This is a genomic window from Sphingomonas sp. So64.6b (assembly GCF_014171475.1).
GTDB lineage: Bacteria > Pseudomonadota > Alphaproteobacteria > Sphingomonadales > Sphingomonadaceae > Sphingomonas > Sphingomonas alpina_A.
Genome location: NZ_CP048817.1, coordinates 1,833,930 through 1,850,936, shown reverse-complemented (window position 1 = coordinate 1,850,936; position 17,007 = coordinate 1,833,930). Strand labels below are relative to the sequence as shown.

Annotated in this window: 19 protein-coding genes and 1 other RNA gene; 13 read left to right on the top strand and 7 right to left on the bottom strand. The window is 63.7% G+C overall.

Annotated features, from left to right (window positions below; translation table 11 throughout):
* Positions 1–27: 27 nt before the first annotated feature.
* Positions 28–1,914, top strand: a complete 1,887-nt coding sequence (locus G4G27_RS08870) for an XrtA/PEP-CTERM system amidotransferase (RefSeq protein ID WP_183112988.1) — start codon at positions 28–30, stop codon at positions 1,912–1,914.
* Between the two features lie 7 nt (positions 1,915–1,921).
* On the opposite strand, the gene G4G27_RS08865 is transcribed toward G4G27_RS08870, so the two are convergent.
* Positions 1,922–2,356 (bottom strand): MAPEG family protein, encoded by a 435-nt coding sequence (locus G4G27_RS08865; RefSeq protein WP_183112987.1) that lies wholly within the window; start codon positions 2,354–2,356, stop codon positions 1,922–1,924.
* A 140-nt stretch (positions 2,357–2,496) separates the two neighbouring features.
* On the opposite strand from G4G27_RS08865, the gene G4G27_RS08860 reads away from it, so the two are divergent.
* The gene (locus G4G27_RS08860; protein WP_183112986.1) at positions 2,497–2,925 is read left to right on the top strand and encodes a hypothetical protein; all 429 of its coding nucleotides are present in this window, start codon (positions 2,497–2,499) and stop codon (positions 2,923–2,925) included.
* 91 nt (positions 2,926–3,016) lie between these two features.
* On the opposite strand, the gene G4G27_RS08855 is transcribed toward G4G27_RS08860, so the two are convergent.
* Together G4G27_RS08855 and G4G27_RS08850 are read right to left on the bottom strand one after the other, a co-directional pair.
* Positions 3,017–4,066 (bottom strand): deoxyhypusine synthase, encoded by a 1,050-nt coding sequence (locus tag G4G27_RS08855; protein ID WP_183112985.1) that lies wholly within the window; start codon positions 4,064–4,066, stop codon positions 3,017–3,019.
* A gap of 152 nt (positions 4,067–4,218) precedes the next feature.
* The gene (locus G4G27_RS08850; RefSeq protein ID WP_183112984.1) at positions 4,219–5,442 is read right to left on the bottom strand and encodes a type III PLP-dependent enzyme; all 1,224 of its coding nucleotides are present in this window, start codon (positions 5,440–5,442) and stop codon (positions 4,219–4,221) included.
* 149 nt (positions 5,443–5,591) lie between these two features.
* Between G4G27_RS08850 and G4G27_RS08845 the strand changes: the two genes are divergently transcribed.
* Together G4G27_RS08845 and G4G27_RS08840 are read left to right on the top strand one after the other, a co-directional pair.
* Entirely contained in the window at positions 5,592–6,560 is a 969-nt protein-coding gene (locus tag G4G27_RS08845; protein WP_183112983.1) for a threonine/serine dehydratase, read from the top strand.
* 293 nt (positions 6,561–6,853) lie between these two features.
* Positions 6,854–7,033 carry a hypothetical protein gene (locus G4G27_RS08840; protein WP_183112982.1) on the top strand — a complete coding sequence of 60 codons (180 nt, stop codon included), beginning with the start codon at positions 6,854–6,856 and terminating at the stop codon, positions 7,031–7,033.
* Between the two features lie 259 nt (positions 7,034–7,292).
* On the opposite strand, the gene G4G27_RS08835 is transcribed toward G4G27_RS08840, so the two are convergent.
* Positions 7,293–7,949 (bottom strand): alpha/beta hydrolase, encoded by a 657-nt coding sequence (locus tag G4G27_RS08835; protein ID WP_034158616.1) that lies wholly within the window; start codon positions 7,947–7,949, stop codon positions 7,293–7,295.
* A gap of 97 nt (positions 7,950–8,046) precedes the next feature.
* On the opposite strand from G4G27_RS08835, the gene G4G27_RS08830 reads away from it, so the two are divergent.
* From G4G27_RS08830 to G4G27_RS08795, 8 genes are all read left to right on the top strand, one after another.
* The gene (locus G4G27_RS08830) at positions 8,047–9,123 is read left to right on the top strand and encodes an aminotransferase class V-fold PLP-dependent enzyme (protein WP_183112981.1); all 1,077 of its coding nucleotides are present in this window, start codon (positions 8,047–8,049) and stop codon (positions 9,121–9,123) included.
* Positions 9,120–10,226 (top strand): cysteine desulfurase family protein, encoded by a 1,107-nt coding sequence (locus G4G27_RS08825; protein ID WP_183112980.1) that lies wholly within the window; start codon positions 9,120–9,122, stop codon positions 10,224–10,226. The genes G4G27_RS08830 and G4G27_RS08825 overlap by 4 nt, the downstream gene beginning before the upstream one ends.
* Positions 10,223–10,555, top strand: a complete 333-nt coding sequence (locus G4G27_RS08820; RefSeq protein WP_183112979.1) for a 2Fe-2S iron-sulfur cluster-binding protein — start codon at positions 10,223–10,225, stop codon at positions 10,553–10,555. The genes G4G27_RS08825 and G4G27_RS08820 overlap by 4 nt, the downstream gene beginning before the upstream one ends.
* A gap of 43 nt (positions 10,556–10,598) precedes the next feature.
* Positions 10,599–10,865, top strand: coding sequence for a hypothetical protein (locus G4G27_RS08815; protein ID WP_183112978.1), 267 nt, complete (start codon positions 10,599–10,601; stop codon positions 10,863–10,865).
* Positions 10,866–10,906: 41 nt separating this feature from the next.
* Positions 10,907–11,004: signal recognition particle sRNA small type (gene ffs / locus G4G27_RS08810), an RNA gene on the top strand.
* Between the two features lie 196 nt (positions 11,005–11,200).
* Positions 11,201–12,853, top strand: coding sequence for a DNA polymerase III subunit gamma/tau (locus G4G27_RS08805; protein ID WP_183112977.1), 1,653 nt, complete (start codon positions 11,201–11,203; stop codon positions 12,851–12,853).
* Positions 12,850–13,173 carry a YbaB/EbfC family nucleoid-associated protein gene (locus G4G27_RS08800; RefSeq protein WP_183112976.1) on the top strand — a complete coding sequence of 108 codons (324 nt, stop codon included), beginning with the start codon at positions 12,850–12,852 and terminating at the stop codon, positions 13,171–13,173. Before G4G27_RS08805 ends, G4G27_RS08800 begins: the two co-directional genes overlap by 4 nt.
* A gap of 57 nt (positions 13,174–13,230) precedes the next feature.
* Positions 13,231–13,479: a hypothetical protein gene (locus G4G27_RS08795; protein ID WP_183112975.1), complete on the top strand. Its 249-nt coding sequence runs from the start codon at positions 13,231–13,233 to the stop codon at positions 13,477–13,479.
* Positions 13,480–13,612: 133 nt separating this feature from the next.
* On the opposite strand, the gene mtgA is transcribed toward G4G27_RS08795, so the two are convergent.
* The 3 genes from mtgA to G4G27_RS08780 form a co-directional block, all read right to left on the bottom strand.
* A complete protein-coding gene (gene mtgA / locus G4G27_RS08790; protein ID WP_244624693.1) occupies positions 13,613–14,272 on the bottom strand; it encodes a monofunctional biosynthetic peptidoglycan transglycosylase in 660 nt (219 codons plus the stop codon).
* A 261-nt stretch (positions 14,273–14,533) separates the two neighbouring features.
* The gene (gene rpoH / locus G4G27_RS08785) at positions 14,534–15,439 is read right to left on the bottom strand and encodes an RNA polymerase sigma factor RpoH (RefSeq protein WP_183112973.1); all 906 of its coding nucleotides are present in this window, start codon (positions 15,437–15,439) and stop codon (positions 14,534–14,536) included.
* Positions 15,440–15,496: 57 nt separating this feature from the next.
* On the bottom strand, positions 15,497–16,447 hold the full coding sequence (locus G4G27_RS08780) for an RluA family pseudouridine synthase (protein WP_183112972.1): 951 nt from the start codon (positions 16,445–16,447) through the stop codon (positions 15,497–15,499).
* Positions 16,448–16,491: 44 nt separating this feature from the next.
* Here G4G27_RS08780 and G4G27_RS08775 point away from each other — a divergent pair, with 44 nt between their 5' ends.
* Positions 16,492–16,857 (top strand): M67 family metallopeptidase, encoded by a 366-nt coding sequence (locus G4G27_RS08775; protein WP_345940678.1) that lies wholly within the window; start codon positions 16,492–16,494, stop codon positions 16,855–16,857.
* Positions 16,858–17,007 lie beyond the last annotated feature (150 nt).

Below are 17,007 nucleotides of genomic sequence, written 5' to 3'. Positions count from 1 at the left end.
CCAAGCGGGGATCGGATAAACCAACACATGTGCGGCATCGCCGGTCTCTATTATTCCGCCACGCCCAAGCCGGTCGATCCTGCGCGCATCCAGGCAATGGCGGACGCGCAGGCGCATCGCGGGCCGGACGGATCGGGCGTATGGACCGCACCGGGTGTTGGCCTGGGTCATCGCCGGCTGTCGATCATCGACGTCGCGGGCAGCCCACAGCCAATGTCGAGCGCAGATCAGGCGTTGACCGTCACCTATAACGGCGAAATCTATAACTTCATCGAGCTGCGCACCGAACTGCAGGCGCTCGGCGCGCATTTCGTCACCGGGGGCGATACCGAAGTGCTGCTCCATGGCTGGACCGCCTGGGGGCCGGCAATGCTCGGCCGCCTCAATGGCATGTTCGCTTTCGCGCTGCACGATTCGCGCCGGCAATGCCTGTTCATGGCGCGCGACCGGCTCGGGGTGAAGCCGCTCCACTATGTCGAATTGTCCGATGGCGGTTTGGCCTTTGCATCGGAACTCAAGGGTTTGCTGGCACATCCTCTATTACGGCGCGAACCCGATATCCGCGCGGTCGAGGATTATATGGCGTTCGGTTATGTGCCCGATGACGCCTGCCTGGTTGCTGGCGTTAAGAAGCTGCCCGCCGGGCATTCGCTGCTGATCGAGCGCGGCAAGTCGGTGCCCGCGCCGTCGCGCTGGTGGGGCGTGGATTTCTCGCGCCGTGCAACCGGTTCGGTCAAGGCGCTGGAAGAGGAACTGGTCTCGCGGATGCGCGATGCGGTGCGCTCGCGGCTGGTATCAGACGTGCCACTCGGCGCTTTCCTGTCGGGCGGGGTCGACAGCTCAGCCGTCGTCGCGCTGATGGCCGAGGCGTCGTCCAAGGCGGTCAGGACCTGCACCATCGGCTTCGATGAGGCGGGCCATGACGAACGCGCCTATGCGCGCCAGATCGCCGAGCGTTTCGCCACTGACCACCGCGAGCGCGTCGTCGCGGCGGACGATTTCGCACTGATCGACACATTGGTCGCGGCGTTCGACGAACCCTTCGCCGATGCCTCGGCACTGGCGACCTATCGGGTGTGCGAACTCGCGCGCGAGAATGTCACGGTGGCGCTGTCGGGTGATGGCGCGGATGAGGCCCTGGCCGGATACCGGCGTTACAAATTCCAGGCGGCGGAGGAGCGGGTAAGGGCACTGCTCCCCGTAACGATGCGCGCCAGCGTGTTTGGCAAGCTCGGCGGCATCTATCCCAAGGCAGATTGGGCGCCGCGCGCGTTCCGCGCCAAGACCACTCTGCTCGCGCTCGCCGAGGACGGTGCGGAGGCCTATGCGCGCTCGGTCGGCGTGACCACGCCGACGCTCCGGGCGATGCTCTTTTCGACCGAAGCGAAGCGCGCGCTCGGCGGGCACCGTGCCGAGGATCGTTATATTCGCGCGATGCGGGACGCACCCGCGCGCGATGCGATCGACCGCGCGCAATATGCCGATTTCCAGCACTGGCTGCCCGGCGACATCCTGACCAAGACCGACCGCACGAGCATGGCGGTGAGCCTCGAAGCGCGCGAGCCGTTGCTCGATTACCGCTTCGTCGAATTCGCCGCCTCGCTGCCGGTGTCGATGCGGCTGAGGGGCGGGCAGGGCAAATGGCTGATGAAGAAGGCGATGGAACGCTACCTACCCAAGGACATCCTGTACCGGCCTAAAATGGGCTTTGTGACGCCGATTAGCGCCTGGTTCCGCGGTCCGCTTGCCGGTGAAGCGGGCGCGCTGGCCAAATCGCGCTTGCTGAGTCAGATGTTCGATACACGGACGATCGAGCGGATCGCCACCGAACACCGCGCCGGCCGTGCCGAACACGGCCGGACGCTATGGCAATTGATGATGCTCGAACGATCGATGCAGCGCCTGTTCGGCTGACCGGCGCTTAGTGGAATACCGCCATGGCGGCGTGAAGCGTCAATGCCATCAAGCACAGGGTCGACAGCGCGAAGATCGCAAACCGCACCATCACACGGTTTACCGTCACCTGGATCAGGCTGTGCACGATGCGCAACCCGACATAGGCCCAGGCGATCGACAGATTGACCCCGCCGCCGGTACCGGTCAGCGCGAGGACCAGCGCGATCGCGTAGAACAGCGTCGGCTGCTCCATCAGATGATTGTAATTGTCGGCTGGCCATTGGTCCTTGGCCGGAATGCGCGCCCGCAGATCCGAGCCATTGCCGCCGACAAGTTTTTTAGTGTCGATCCCGGCCTTGGCCATCGCCGGAATGCGCCGGACATACATCCAGAGCCACATGATCAGGCTCCACGCGATCAGCACGACGATCGGCGCGAGGATTGGGCTATGGTCGGTCATCGTTCAGGTCCCCCCTTTTGTATTTGTTGGGCAAGCTGCCCCAATCGAAACGGATGCGCAACTTTCCCCGGGCGGCGTCCGGGAACCATTGCACCATCGTCATCGTATTGTCCTTCAGTCCATAAACGGGAGAGATGCGAGTGACGGCACGCTCATATCTGATCGGCGCGGTGATGGTCGTTTCCTCAATCACCATCGCCCATGGAGAATCGCGCGCTGCACCCCCGGCGCTCACAATGACCTGTCATGAACTACTCAGGGGTGTTCCGAGCAAGGATGCGACGATCTACGAGGTGATCGGCACCGACATGTTCGCCACCGGCGCGGCAGGCCGCAAGAAGATCTCGACGGTCGGATCACAGCTTTACCTCGGCACCGTGCGCGATGCGCGCGGTCCCATCGACAGCTACGCCATTCACAGCCGTAAGGGCATGATGGTGACGCGTTCGGTCTATGAACAGCGGCCGGGCCAGAAGAAGCGGTTGTTCTTTACCGATCGCTATGATTTCGCGCGCCACCGCGTGATCGGATCGGACGGCAAGGACAGCTGTCACGCCAATGGACGCTGAACCGCATCATTCATGAAAAAGGGGCACCGGATCAATCCGGTGCCCCAATTCTGTCGACTTGCCTCGGTCGCCCCAACCTCAATCCCCAATCTCAATCGAAGCTGGCACCCCAGCGACGCTTGACCCGGTTCTTCCACAGCCCGCGATGATAGGCATCCGAGGCCAGCAGCGGCATCACCGAACCGGCTTCGGCGAACACCATCTGCTCGATCCCGGTATTCACCTTGCCCCAGCTCGCCGCTTCCTGCAGCGTCGAGGAGGAACATGCCCCGTCACGCACATCGGCGACGGTGATCTGCACGGCATATTTGTGCACCTGAACATCGTCATGGCCGAGGATCTCGGCGCACACGACGGTATCCTGGATGAAGTTCTTCGGCACGCCGCCGCCGATCATCAGCAGTCCGGTGGTGCCGGCCTTGATCTTGATGTCGGTCAGCTCGCGGAAATCGGCGATCGCGTCGAGCACCATGTATGGTTTGCCTTCCTTGGCGCGGTCGACTTGGTGCTTGACCAGCCCGAAACCGGCCGAGCTGTCGACGAATGCCGGGCAGAAGATCGGCACGTCATGCTCGTACGCCAGCTTGACCAGGCTGTTGTCCTTCTTGCCGTTCTCGACCAGATACTTGCCCATCGCACGGATGAACTCGCGGCTCGAATAGGGGCGCGGTTCCAGGCTGTTGGCGATCTCGAGGATCGTGTGGTCGCAATCCTGCAGCTGCTCTTCGTCAATATAGGTGTCGTAGATGCGGTCGATCAGCAGCGAGCGCAGCGTGTCGTCGTCTGGCACTTCGAGCGCCTGATAATGTTTGTGGCCAAGGCCTTCGAAGAAATCCATGTCGACGATCGATGCGCCGGTCGCGACCACGCCGTCGATCATGTTGTTGCGCAGCAGCTCGGCATAGAGATCCATGCAGCCGCCGGCGCTGGTCGAACCGGCGATGACCAGGAAGATCGAGCAATCGGGATCGGCGAGCATCTGGTTATAGATGTCGGTCGCGCGGCCCAGGTCGCGGCTGGTGAAGCTCATCTTCTTCATCGCGTCGACGATCGGACGCGCGTCGAACTTGGTGATGTCGATATGCTCGACGGTGGTCGAGAGAAGTTCGGCCTTGCGGTTCGAGAGGGTGGTATCGGTCATTATCAAATCTCCAATCCCCTCCCGCTTGCGGGAGGGGGCGGGGGGTGGGCTCGCGCCATCCGCGAGCATTATCGCCTGTGGTGAGCGCGAGCCCACCCCTCGGTCCCCTCCCGCAAGCGGGAGAGGAGGAAGAAAGCGGTAGGGATGTGCTGTTACAGCGTGACGACGTTCGAAGCGACCTCACGTTCGTCGCTGACGTACAGCGACGCCATCGGCTCGTCGTCGATGATCACCGTCTCATCCGAGCCGAAGCCGTTGAACGCAGTGCGCATTGCGCAGCCATAGGCGCCGAGCATGCCGATCTCGATATAATCGCCGGCCTGAGTGTCGGCAGGCAGCATGAACGGACCGGCCATGTGATCCATATCGTCGCAGGTCGGGCCGTAGAAGCTGAACTCCATGTCGCGCGCACGGCTGTCTGGCTCGCGGAGCAGCTGCACCGGGAAGCGCCAGCCGATATGCGCGGCATCGAACAGCGCGCCATACGCGCCGTCGTTGATGTACAGTTCGTCGCCGCGGCGACGCTCGACCCGCACGATCAGCGAGCTGTACTCAGCGCACAGCGCGCGGCCCGGCTCGGCCCACAATTCGGACGAATAGCTCACCGGCAGGCTTTCGAACGCGCGGTGGATCGTCTCGAAATAATGTTCGAGCGGGGGTGGCTCCATGCCCGGATAGGTCGAAGGGAAACCACCGCCGACGTCGATCACGTCGACCGTGACCGCCGCCTCGACGATCGCTGCACGAACCCGCTCCATCGCATTGGCATAGGCTTCGGGCGACATCGCCTGACTGCCGACATGGAAGCAGATGCCCAGCGCATCGGCCGCCTGACGCGCCGCGAACAGCAGCTCCTTGGCTTCATGCGGCGCGCAGCCGAACTTGGACGCAAGGCTCAGCTTCGAATGCTCCGACGACACACGCAGCCGGACGCACAAGGTCAGGTCAGTGGCGTGCTCGGTCGCGCGCAGGATCTTGTCCAGCTCCTCGAGCGAATCGAGGCTGAACGTGCGGCAGCCATATTTGAAATAGGCTTCGTGGATCGCTTCCTCGGCCTTGACCGGGTGCATGAAGCACAGGGTCGCCTCAGGCAGCGTGCGCGCGACGAGCCGCACCTCGGCAATCGAGGCGACGTCGTAATGCGTGATTCCGCTGTCCCACAGCACCTTGATCAGGTCGAGAGACGGATTCGCCTTTACCGCATAGAGCGACCGTCCCGGAAACTTCTCGACGAAGAAGCGGGCGGCACGCGCAGCGGCATGCGGACGAATAAGCGTGACCGGCTGAACCGGACGAGTGTTGGCGATCTCTACTGCCGAAGGAAGGGCGGTAGAATGGGTGGTCGCTAACCCCAGCGCGTTATGATGCTTGTGCAATTCAAGGGACCTCCAATGTCCGCAGACAAGTTCACGAAACACTGCCTTGCGGTTGGAAGTCCCATGGGGCAGCGGATGGGCGAAATAGGGTCGGCTTTCGCGGATGTAAAGCGCTATTGGACGCGCGGAGGGGACCAGGGAGGTAAAATGTGACTCTAGTGCGACAACCGACCCGGGCCGGGGTGCGAGATGCTGCGGCCAAGATTGCGGCAATCTTGCCGCCATCTCCGCTGTTCGTGGCGGAAATCCGTGGAATTCCGGTGGCTTTCAAGGCCGAATGCCTGCAGCCGATGGGCGCGTTCAAATTGCGCGGCGCATGGCATCGGCTCACCGCAATCGACAGTGATTTGCGCGAAAAAGGTGTCGTTGCTTTCTCCTCGGGCAACCATGCTCAGGGCGTCGCCTGGGCAGCGAAACGACTGGGCATGCCGGCGACGATCGTGATGCCGGCGGACGCACCCAAATCGAAGCGCGACGGTACGCTCGCGCTGGGCGCCGAGGTGGTCGATTACGACCGCGCGATGGAAAGCCGTGAGAAGATCGCGGCGCATCTCGCTCATGCGCGTGGTGCGATATTGGTGCCAAGCTTCGACGACCCGTGGATCATCGAAGGCCAAGGTAGCGCAGGGATCGAGGCGGCGGCGCAAATGGCGGCGCTCGGCATGGGTTCGCCCCGCCGAGTGGTCGTGCCATGCGGCGGTGGCGGCCTTTCCGCGGGCATCACGCTTGGCCTGCCTGATGCGGCGATCACGGTGGCCGAGCCCGAAGGCTGGGACGATATGAAACGCTCGCTCGAGGCTGGATGGATCGAGCCGGTCGGCGACAATCCACCGCCGACCGCGTGCGATGCGCTTCAGACGACTCGTGTGTCGCCGCTGACCTTCGACGTGCTGTCACGGCGCGGCGTGCAGGGTGTGGCGGTCAGCGAAGCGGCGATTCGCGCGGCACAACGCTGGGCGGCTGAGAAACTGCGTCTGGTGGTCGAACCCGGCGGCGCGGTCGGGCTGGCGGCGCTGCTCAGCGGCAAGGTAGCGCTCGAGGAGGGAATGCTGGTGATCCTGTCGGGCGGTAATGTCGATCTCGCTGCGTATGGCGCCGTGCTGGCGCACGGAGACTGAGGCTTTCGTAGGCGCTCTCCCCTCCCTGCAAGAGTGCCGCGCGCAATCAAGGTCAACCATGCCCCCGGCACGGTTGAGGGATTGCCGGGGGCAATTCCGACCTTGATGCCGCACGGCACTGGGGCAGGGGGTGGGTGCGATCGCGCAGCGTATCGCTCGGCGCGTAGCGCCGGAACGGGGCTTCGAGCCCCGTCCGGCGCTGACCCACCCCTAACCCCTCCCTTGCAGGGAGGGGAATGCTGATGCGGCTATGCCCCGTTTCTTCGCTCAAACCGAACGGCTAGGAAGCGGATATGAATCAGACGCTCACCGGAATCGCCGCAGCCGCGCCCGCCATCGCGATGATCGGCTTCTTTGCCTGCCTGATCGGCGGCGGCTATCTGCTCGTGACTGGCCGTCAGCGAAAGCGTGGCGCGCTCCTGCTGGTCATGGCCGTGGTGCTGTTGGGGAATGTCTTTGTCTGGACGATGTAAGAAGTGCCCATATCTCGTTGAATATAAATAGATATACTGTAGAATTTCCGCCGCGCGCCGCATCGGGAAGATATGCGACTATGGGTGTCCCATATCTCCCGACTATCCACCATCGTTGATGGCCGTCGCAGGGGCGGGGCGATTCACGCGCTCTCCGCCCCCCGCTATTGCGGCAGGGGTGGAAACGCGACTCTCAGGCTTCAAAACCGCTTATGCTGTCGAACAAGCACCAGCCGGGCATCGCCCAGCCCCGACCCATTCACCGAATCGGCGAGTTCGGGTCGAGCCGCATGTCCAGATACTTATCCACCGACCCCATCAGTTCGGGCATTTCATGCTCGAAAAAGTGGTTCGCCTTGGGGATCGTGTCGTGGTGGATCGTGATGTGCTTTTGCGTGCGCAGCTTGTCGACCAGTTTCTGGGTGGCGAGCGGCGGGGAAACTTCGTCATTCTCACCCTGGATGATGATGCCGCTGGCCGGGCAAGGGGCGAGGAAAGTGAAATCGTACATGTTCGCCGGCGGCGCGACTGAGATAAAGCCGCGAATCTCCGGGCGGCGCATCAGCAACTGCATGCCGATCCACGCGCCGAAGCTGAACCCGGCGATCCAGGTGGTCGAGGCTTCGGGGTGGAAGCTCTGCACCCAGTCGAGCGCCGACGCCGCGTCGGACAATTCGCCGATGCCGTTGTCGAACGTGCCCTGGCTCTTGCCGACGCCACGGAAATTAAAGCGCAACGTGGCGAATCCGCGCCGCTGGAACGTCTTGTAGAGCTCCTGGACGATACGGTTGTTCATCGTGCCGCCCGACGACGGGTGCGGGTGGAGGATCATTGCCACCGGCGCGCGCGGACGCGGACCTGGGGCGAAACGGCCTTCGAGACGGCCGTCGGGGCCGGGGAAAATAACTTCTGGCATGGGGACCTGCTGACAATATCTGCGCGCGCCGGTGGAGCGCTGGAATGTGCGCGCTATATAGGCAAGATGCGTCTTTTCGCAATTGGAACAAACCCGCTTGGCCGAACGCCTTTATCTTGATCATGCCGCGACCACGCCGATGCTGCCCGTGGCGATCGCCGCGATGGCCGATGGCATGGCGCATTGGGCCAATCCGTCATCGCCCCATGCCGAGGGTCGCGCCGCGCGCGCGGCGCTTGAAGAAGCGCGCGGACGCATCGCGTCGGCCTATGGCTGGCCGGGCGAAGTGATCCTGACCAGCGGGGCGAGCGAAGCACTGGCGATCGCACTGGGACGGTCGGTGGCGGATCGCTGGATCATCTCGGCGGTTGAACATGATGCGGTGATCCGCGCCGCGCCCGATGCCGCGATCGTGGCTGTGGATGCCAACGGACTGATCGATCTCGTATCGCTGCGCGAAGCGTTGGCTATTGCGGGGGGCTCTGTCGTCGCGCTGCAATGGGCAAACAGCGAAACCGGCGTACGCCAGCCGATCGCGACGCTGGCGGAGATCGTTCATGGCGCGGGAGGGCTGCTTCTCGTCGATGCGGCGCAGATGCCCGCTCCGGCGGATTCCGCGGTGATCGAGCATGCCGATTTCATCGCCGTTTCAGCGCACAAGCGTGGCGGCCCGCCCGGGATCGGCGCCTTGCTGGTACGCGATGTCGCGACGTTGCTGCCGACCGGGGGTCAGGAGCGCGGTTATCGCGCGGGCACGGAGAATCTGCCCGCCGCCTTGGGCTTCGCGGCCGCGCTCGGCGAGCCGGAAAGCGTCGAACGACTGGCGCCGCTGCGCGCGAAGCTGGACGACGCGATTGGCCGCTCGGGCGGCATCGTCGTCGCGGATGGCCAGCCGCGTCATCCGGCGATCGGCTCCTATCGCCTGCCCGGCCTGCCGGCCGCGACGCAGCTGATCCGTTTCGACATGGCCGGTATCGCCGTCTCCGCGGGCAGCGCCTGCTCGTCGGGCAGCATGAAGCCGAGCCATGTGCTTGGCGCGATGGGCTGGAGCGTCGAGGCGTCGCGTGAAGTGGTGAGGGTCAGCTTCGGCCGCACTACAAACATGGCGGATATCGATCGCTTCATCGCCGAATGGCGCACCGTGTCGCGCAGCGCCCGGGCGTTTGCGGCATGATCTATCTCGATTACCAGGCAACCACCCCGCTCGCGCCGGAGGCACTGGCGGCAATGCTGCCCTGGCTGGAGACTCAGCATGCCAACCCGCATTCGGCGCATGCGCCGGGCAGGGCGGCCAAAGCGGCGGTCGAAGTCGCACGCGAGAATATTGGCAGATTGCTGCCCTCGAACGGCACGCTCGCCTTCACCAGCGGCGCGACCGAGGCGATCAACTGGGCGATCAAAGGTGCCCGGGGAGATGGGGCATCAGGGCGGATCGTCACCATCGCGACCGAACATGCCGCCACGCTCGATACCGTCGAAGCACTGGCGCGGTCGGGGCGGGAGGTGGTCGTGTTGCCGGTCCACGCGGAGGGTCTGGTCGACCTCGATGCCGCGCGCGCGGCGATCATGCCGGGAACCGCGCTGGTCGCGGCGATGCTGGTCAATAATGAGATCGGCGTGGTGCAGCCGATCGCCGAACTGGCGGCGATGGCGCGCGCGGCGGGCGCCGTGATGCTGTGCGACGCCGTGCAAGGCTTTGGACGCATGCCGATGCCGGAAGGCTGCGACATGATCGCGATCTCCGCGCACAAGATCCATGGGCCCAAGGGGATCGGTGCGCTGTGGGTGCGCGATGGCGTGTTTCTGGCGCCGTTGCTGCACGGTGGCGGGCAAGAAGCACTTGGCCGCTCCGGTACGCTCTCGCCGGCTCTGTGCGCCGGTTTCGGTGCCTCCGCGCGCCTGGCAGCGATGCAAGCCGAGCCTGACGCGACGCATGTCGGACGGCTATGGGGCCGGGCGGTCGCGGGATTCGGCTCGCGCTGGAGGATCAATGGATCGAGCGACCACCGCTATCACGGCAATCTCAACATCCGCCGCGACGGGCTCGATGTGGCACGGCTGATGTCCGATCTGCGTGACATCGCCTTTTCCGCCGGTTCGGCCTGCGCCAGCGGTTCGGGGCGTTCGAGCCATGTGCTTCGTGCGCTCGGGCTGAGCGAAGCGCAGGCGCGATCGAGCATCCGTATCGGTTTCGGGCGCTACACGACCGAGGTCGAACTGATCGAGGCGATGGACCGCATCAACACCGCCGTCGACGCGCAACGGATCGCCGCATGACGCGGATTCGCTTCATCTCCAACGATGATTCGGTGATGGAGGTTCAAGGCGCTCCCGGCGACCGTCTGCTCGACCTCGCTCAGGCTTATGGCCAGCCGCTCGAGGGCACTTGCGAAGGCCAGATGGCTTGTTCGACCTGCCATGTCATCGTCGCCCCTGAGGATTTTGCGCGCTTGCCCAAAGCGAGTGAGGACGAGGAGGATATGCTCGATCTCGCCGCCGGCGCGACGCGGACCAGCCGGCTCGCCTGTCAGATATGGCTCGATACGGCGATCGACGTTCTGACAGTGCGGATTCCCGGCGAAGCGCGGAACATGCAGGGAAGATGATCGTTTCGAGCCCGTGCCGATATCGGTACCAGGAGAGAAGCAGATGAAATTCTTCGTCATGATCGCCGCCGGACTGCTCAGCGCTGCCGCCCTTGCCCCGACCGCCGCTGTTGCGGCACCCGTGGCCGGTACGACCGTCGCTGTACAATCCGGCGAACGCGTCGTCGTGCGTGAGCGCACCACCACCCGGCGCCACTGGAGCCATAATGACCGCCGCGGCCATCGCTGGGGCACGCGCAAAGTCTGCAAGCGCACATGGTATCATGGCCGCAAGATCACCCGTTGCCGCACGGTTCGTTATCGCCGCTGATCCCGGCTATTGATCGCGCCGCCCGACTCTCCTATCTGCGTCGCGGGAGTCGGGCGGACGTGGTCGTCGCCAACCCGGTCAGGTCCGGAAGGAAGCAGCCGCAACGATTTCGCCGCGGGTCGTTCCGGCTCCCACCGCGCGCTGCACGAGAAGCAGCGCAGCAGCTTCAAGGATCGGCAGCGTGCGCGGCCGGCGGCGCCTGGAGCGCCGTCCGACGACGCGGCTTTGCCGCGGCGCACCTCAGCCGTTAAGCGGCGCATATCGCGGCTCAACTATTGAATCAAATCCCACCGAACCCTTCGACATCGTGCGCACTCATCCCTAGATAGTCCACAATGTCCGACTCCTTCGATCTCGGCGAACCGCCCCAGCCCAAGGCTGAGGTCTATCGCGTCCTCGCCCGTAAATACCGGCCGCAGACCTTTGCCGAGCTGATCGGCCAGGATGCGATGGTCACCACGCTCGGCAATGCGATCAAGCGCGGGCGTCTGGCGCATGCCTTTCTCCTTACCGGGGTACGCGGGGTCGGTAAGACATCGACCGCGCGACTGATCGCCAAAGCGCTCAACTGCATCGGTCCGGACGGCGAGGGCGGCCCGACGATCGATCCCTGCGGTGTGTGCGAACCATGCCGCGCGATCGCCGAAGGGCGCCATATCGACGTGATCGAGATGGATGCCGCGAGCCATACCGGTGTCGATGACGTGCGCGAGATCATCGATGCGTCGCGTTATGCGGCGGTGTCGGCACGCTACAAGATCTATATCATCGACGAAGTTCATATGCTGTCGAAAAACGCCTTCAATGCGCTGTTGAAGACGCTTGAGGAACCACCGGCGCACGTGAAATTCCTGTTCGCCACGACCGAGGTCAACAAGGTGCCGGTGACGGTTTTGTCGCGCTGCCAGCGTTTCGACCTGCGCCGTATCTCGTCCGAATCGCTCGCTGCGCATTTCGCCCATGTCGCCGAAGCCGAGGGCGTCGAGGCCGAACCCGAGGCCTTGGGACTGATCGCTCGCGCTGCGGAAGGATCGGCGCGTGACGGGCTGTCGATCCTCGATCAGGCGATCGCCCATGCCGGGATCGAAGGTGGCGGGGTCAAGGCGTTGGCGGTGCGGGAGATGCTCGGCCTGTCGGATCGCGGCGCGGTGCGCGACCTGCTGGGCGTGCTGCTGACCGGCGACGGAATCGGCGCGCTGACGGCGCTCAGACGGCAATATGATCTCGGAGTCGATCCGCAGGCGGTGATGCGCGCGTTGCTTGAGGCGGTCCATGCGACCACCCTGGTAAAGCTCGGCACCGTGCCTGAAGCGGGTCAGGCGGTCGAAGAACGCGAAGCGCTTGAGACATGGGCGAACGGCCTGTCCTTCGCCGCCTTGCACCGGCTCTGGCAATTGCTGCTCAAGGGTCATGATGAAGTCGCTCGCGCCGCTTTGCCGATCGAGGCCTGTGAGATGGCGTTGTTGCGCGTCGTCCATGCATCGACCTTGCCCGACCCCGGCGAATTGGCGCGGCAATTGGCGGCGGGCGGACCCGCGCCTGCCGCAATCGCCCCAACGCCGCCGCCGGCAAGCGCGAACGGTGCGCCGATTGGTTCGGCCGTCGGTTCGGCATTTCCGGCCGATTTTCCTGCGCTCGTCGCTTATCTCGACGATCAGGGCGAGGCGGCACTGGCGGCGCGGCTGAGCTACAGCGCGAGCGTGGTGCGTTATACCCCGCCCGAACTGGTACTCAGCTCAGCCCGGCCAATGCCCGCGGATTTCGTGCGTGAGTTGATGCTCGAATTGAAACGTATCACCGGTAAGCAGTGGAAGGTTTCGGCGGAGGATGTGCCGGGCGATCCGACACTCAACGAGGTGAAGCTGGCGGCGGCAGATGCCGAACGCGCGGCGATATTGGAGACCCCGGTGGTCAAGGCGGCGTTCGCGGCATTCCCTGACGCCGTGCTGGATAGCTGGACCACAGAAGTACGGAGCAACGAAGCATGAAGAGCATCGAAGACATCATGGCCATGGCACAGAACGTCCAGGCCGAACTGGAAAAGGCTCAGGCCAATCTCGACACGATCGAGGTCGAGGGCGCGTCGGGCGGCGGACTGGTCAAGGTCCGTGCTTCGGCCAAGGGCCGCATCATCGGCATCGCGATCGACGATTCACTGCTCGTCCCGAGCGAGAAACAGATGCTCGAGGACCTGATCGTCGCCGCATTCAACGATGCGCGCGGCAAGGCGGATTCAGCGTCGAACACCGAAATGTCCAAGCTGACCAGCGGGATGCCGCTACCGCCGGGATTCAAGCTGCCGTTCTGATCCCGGAACAATCGCATGCAGTGCGCCGTTTTGCTCCCAGGTCGAGGGAGAGAGACGATGGACGAAGACCGCGTGACCGAAACCCCGCACACCACGATCATCGAACGCCGTGGCGGCGGTGGTGGCATGTTGATCGCCGTCATCCTGCTGGTGGCACTTGCGATCGGTGCTATCTATCTGTTCAATCAGAGCAAAAATGACGGCATCAAGACCGACGCGATCCAGTCGGCGGCGAAGGATGTCGGTGAGGGCGCCCAGAAGGTCGGCGATGCCGCGCAAAAGGCGGCCGACAAGCCGGCGGAATAAGCGCCGTTCGGGCTGAGCCGGCCGAGCCCTGCTCTCCGCAAGCAAAGGGGGGAGGTGGTGCCTGCCCTTCGACAAGCTCAGGGCGAACGGAAGAGTGGATCGAAACCAAGGGTTACGAGCACGACACCTGTTTCTACCGCAAACAGGCGTCCAGACCGTCATTGCGCACCACGCCGACCCACCGGCTTATCGAATTGCCGTGACGTTTGGTGAAGCCGCGCGGTGCGATCGCCGCGCGTTTTTTGGGGAGCGGCAGCACCGCGGCGATGCGGCCGGCCTCCGCTGGATTCATGCGCGACGCGTCATGGTTGAAATAGCGGATCGACCCGGCATTGACCCCATAGGTCCCGATCCCCGTCTCGGCGACGTTGAGATAGACCTCCATGATCCGCTTCTTGCCCCAGAGCTGCTCGATCAGGACGGTGAAATAGGCCTCCAGCGCCTTGCGCGGATAACCGCCGCCCTGGATCAGGAAGACGTTCTTGGCGGTCTGCTGGCTGATCGTCGATCCACCGCGGATTCGCCCGCCCTTCGCATTGCGCTGATAGGCTTGCTCAATCGCCCGCCTGTCGAACCCGGAATGCGTGCAGAAGTGCGAATCTTCGCCAGCGATCGCGGCGCGTGCCATGTTCGGGTCGATCCGCGATATCGGCATCCACGCCTTGGTCACGCTATGCCCGCCCAGCATGTCGCCGACCATGGTGAAGGTGATCGGCGGCGCGATGAAGCGATAGGCGAGTACCCACAAGATCGAGATGAGCAGGAACCACAGCACCGTCTTGACGATAATCATGACGATGCGCCGGAACAGTGAATGATGCCTGGCGGGTCGTGCGGGAATGGCGCGGGTCTCTCGTGCTGGCAGCGTGATTGCGATGCAGCCGCTGCGAATGGCCGCTCCTGACACCGGGGCGGCGGGATCGACAGAGGCAGGGCGCGGCGGGTCGGTCATTACGCAACCGAATTGCCGGAACGGACGCGCTGAGGGAAGGGGTTTGTCTCGCCCAACCCGCCCCGAAAATATCCCCTCCCGCGAACGGGAGGGGAAGACGGGTCAGATCGCGGCGAGCATGCGCTTGTCGCCGGCCAGGCGCATCATCGCCTTTTGCAGCTTCTCGAACGCGCGCACTTCGATCTGGCGGACGCGTTCGCGGCTCACATTATAGACCTGGCTGAGCTCTTCGAGCGTCTTGGGGTCGTCGGTCAGGCGACGCTCGGTCAGGATATGCTTTTCGCGCTCATTGAGATCGTCCATCGCCGAGGTGAGCATTTCGTGCCGCACATCGGCTTCCTGCGCGTCGGCCACCACGGTGTCCTGCAACGGCGCATCGTCCTGCAGCCAATCCTGCCACTGGCCCTCGCCATCCTCGCGCATCGGCACGTTGAGCGACGTATCGCCGCCCATCGCCATGCGGCGATTCATGCTCGTCACCTCGTCCTCGGTCACGCCCAAATCGGTCGCGATCTTGGACAAATGCTCCGGCGTCAGATCGCCATCCTCGAACGCGTCGAGCTTCGACTTCATCCGGCGCAGGTTGAAGAACAGCTTCTTCTGCGCGGCGGTGGTGCCCATCTTCACCAGGCTCCACGAACGCAGGATATATTCCTGAATCGAGGCGCGGATCCACCACATCGCATAGGTAGCGAGGCGGAAACCACGCTCCGGTTCGAACTTCTTCACGCCTTGCATCAGGCCGATATTGCCCTCCGAGATCAACTCGGACACGGGCAGGCCATAGCCGCGATAGCCCATCGCGATCTTCGCGACGAGACGGAGGTGCGACGTGACGAGCTGCGCCGCCGCGTCGGTATCACCATGCTCCTCGAAGCGCTTGGCGAGCATATATTCCTGCTCGGGCGCGAGGATGGGGAATTTCTTGATTTCCGACAGATAGCGGTTGAGGCTTGCCTCCCCGCCAAGAGCGGGGACCGTTGCTGGCACATTGCTGCGGTTTGCCATGATCTGATCTCCCTTAATTGGTCCATGCCTCACACAGGCTGCACGGACGCTGAACCACTAGACGCTGAGTATATCGTACAGTTCCGTCATATCGGCAGGCATTTCACTATCGAATGCCAAAGCGATACTTTTCACGGGGTGAATGAACCCCAAACGCGCGGCGTGCAACGCCTGCCGATGGAAATTCAAGGTTTCCAGAATTGTTCGATGAGCTTGTTTTGTTCTACCATAAACCGGGTCTCCAATCAAGGGGTGATCGAGCGACGCCATGTGCACGCGCACCTGATGTGTCCGTCCGGTCTCCAGCCGGCATTCGACCAGCGCGGCTTCCTTGAGCATTTTCAGCACGGTGTAATGCGTCACCGCGCGCTTGCCGTTCGGCACGATCGCGATCTTCTTGCGGTTGCTCGGCGACCGCGCGAGCGGCGCATCGACAATGCCTTCCAGCCGGGTCGGCCGGCCCGTCACGATCGCCTTGTAGCGGCGGTCGATCGAGTGGTCGTGAAACTGTTTCGCCAGGCCTTCATGCGCCCGATCGGTCTTCGCCGCGACCATCAGCCCCGACGTATCCTTGTCGATGCGGTGGACGATGCCCGGCCGCGCGACCCCGCCAATGCCCGACAGATTGCCCGCGCAATGATGGAGCAGCGCGTTGACCAGAGTTCCGTCGGGATTGCCCGCCGCCGGATGGACGACCAGGCCGGCCTGCTTGTCGATGACGATCAGATACTCGTCCTCGAACACGATATTGAGCGCGATCTGCTGCGCTTCGTTATGCGATGGCGTGGCGTCGGGAATTGTGACGGTGAAGACCGTGCCGCCGACCGCTTTTCGCGCCGGATCGCGGATCAGCGTGCCGGACGGATCGCTCACCGCACCGGAGGAGAGCAGCGCTTTCAACCGTTCGCGCGACAAGGCCGGGACCGCTTCGGCGAGCGCGCGATCGATCCGCCAGCCATCGGCCTCGGTCGAGATGCGCGCTTCGATGATGGTAACCCCCGAACTCATGTTATAGCGATGTGGGCATGGGAATCGCGATTTCAAGCACTCTGGTGCGCAGACTGCTAAACGAAGCGCGCGCCTCGCCGGATGCGGAGATTTGCGGCCTGTTGTTCGGGTCGCCGGAGCGCATTGATACCGCCGAGCCGGCCGCCAACGTTGCGCCCGACCCTGCGCGGTTCTTCGAGATCGATCCCGCCGCGCTGTTCACCGCGCACCGCGCCGCGCGCGCAGGCGGCGCCCAAGTGATCGGGCATTATCATTCGCACCCATCCGGCACGCCCACTCCCTCTGTACACGATGCCGATGCCGCGATGGGGGACGGCGCGTACTGGCTGATCCTGACCGGGGACGAGGCGCGCTTGTTTCGTAGCGTCGCCAGCGGTGCGTTCGAACAAGTCGTGTTTAATCAATATTGAATGGTGCGGGCGTGACAATGCCTAAGAACGATGTGAATCGATCCGCTGGACAGAATGCCAGAGGGCTGCAGCCGACCACTGAAGAGATATGGGACACCCTATGTGTCTCATCTCCAGCGCCGGGGGATTGCAATAATTCTGTTATATATC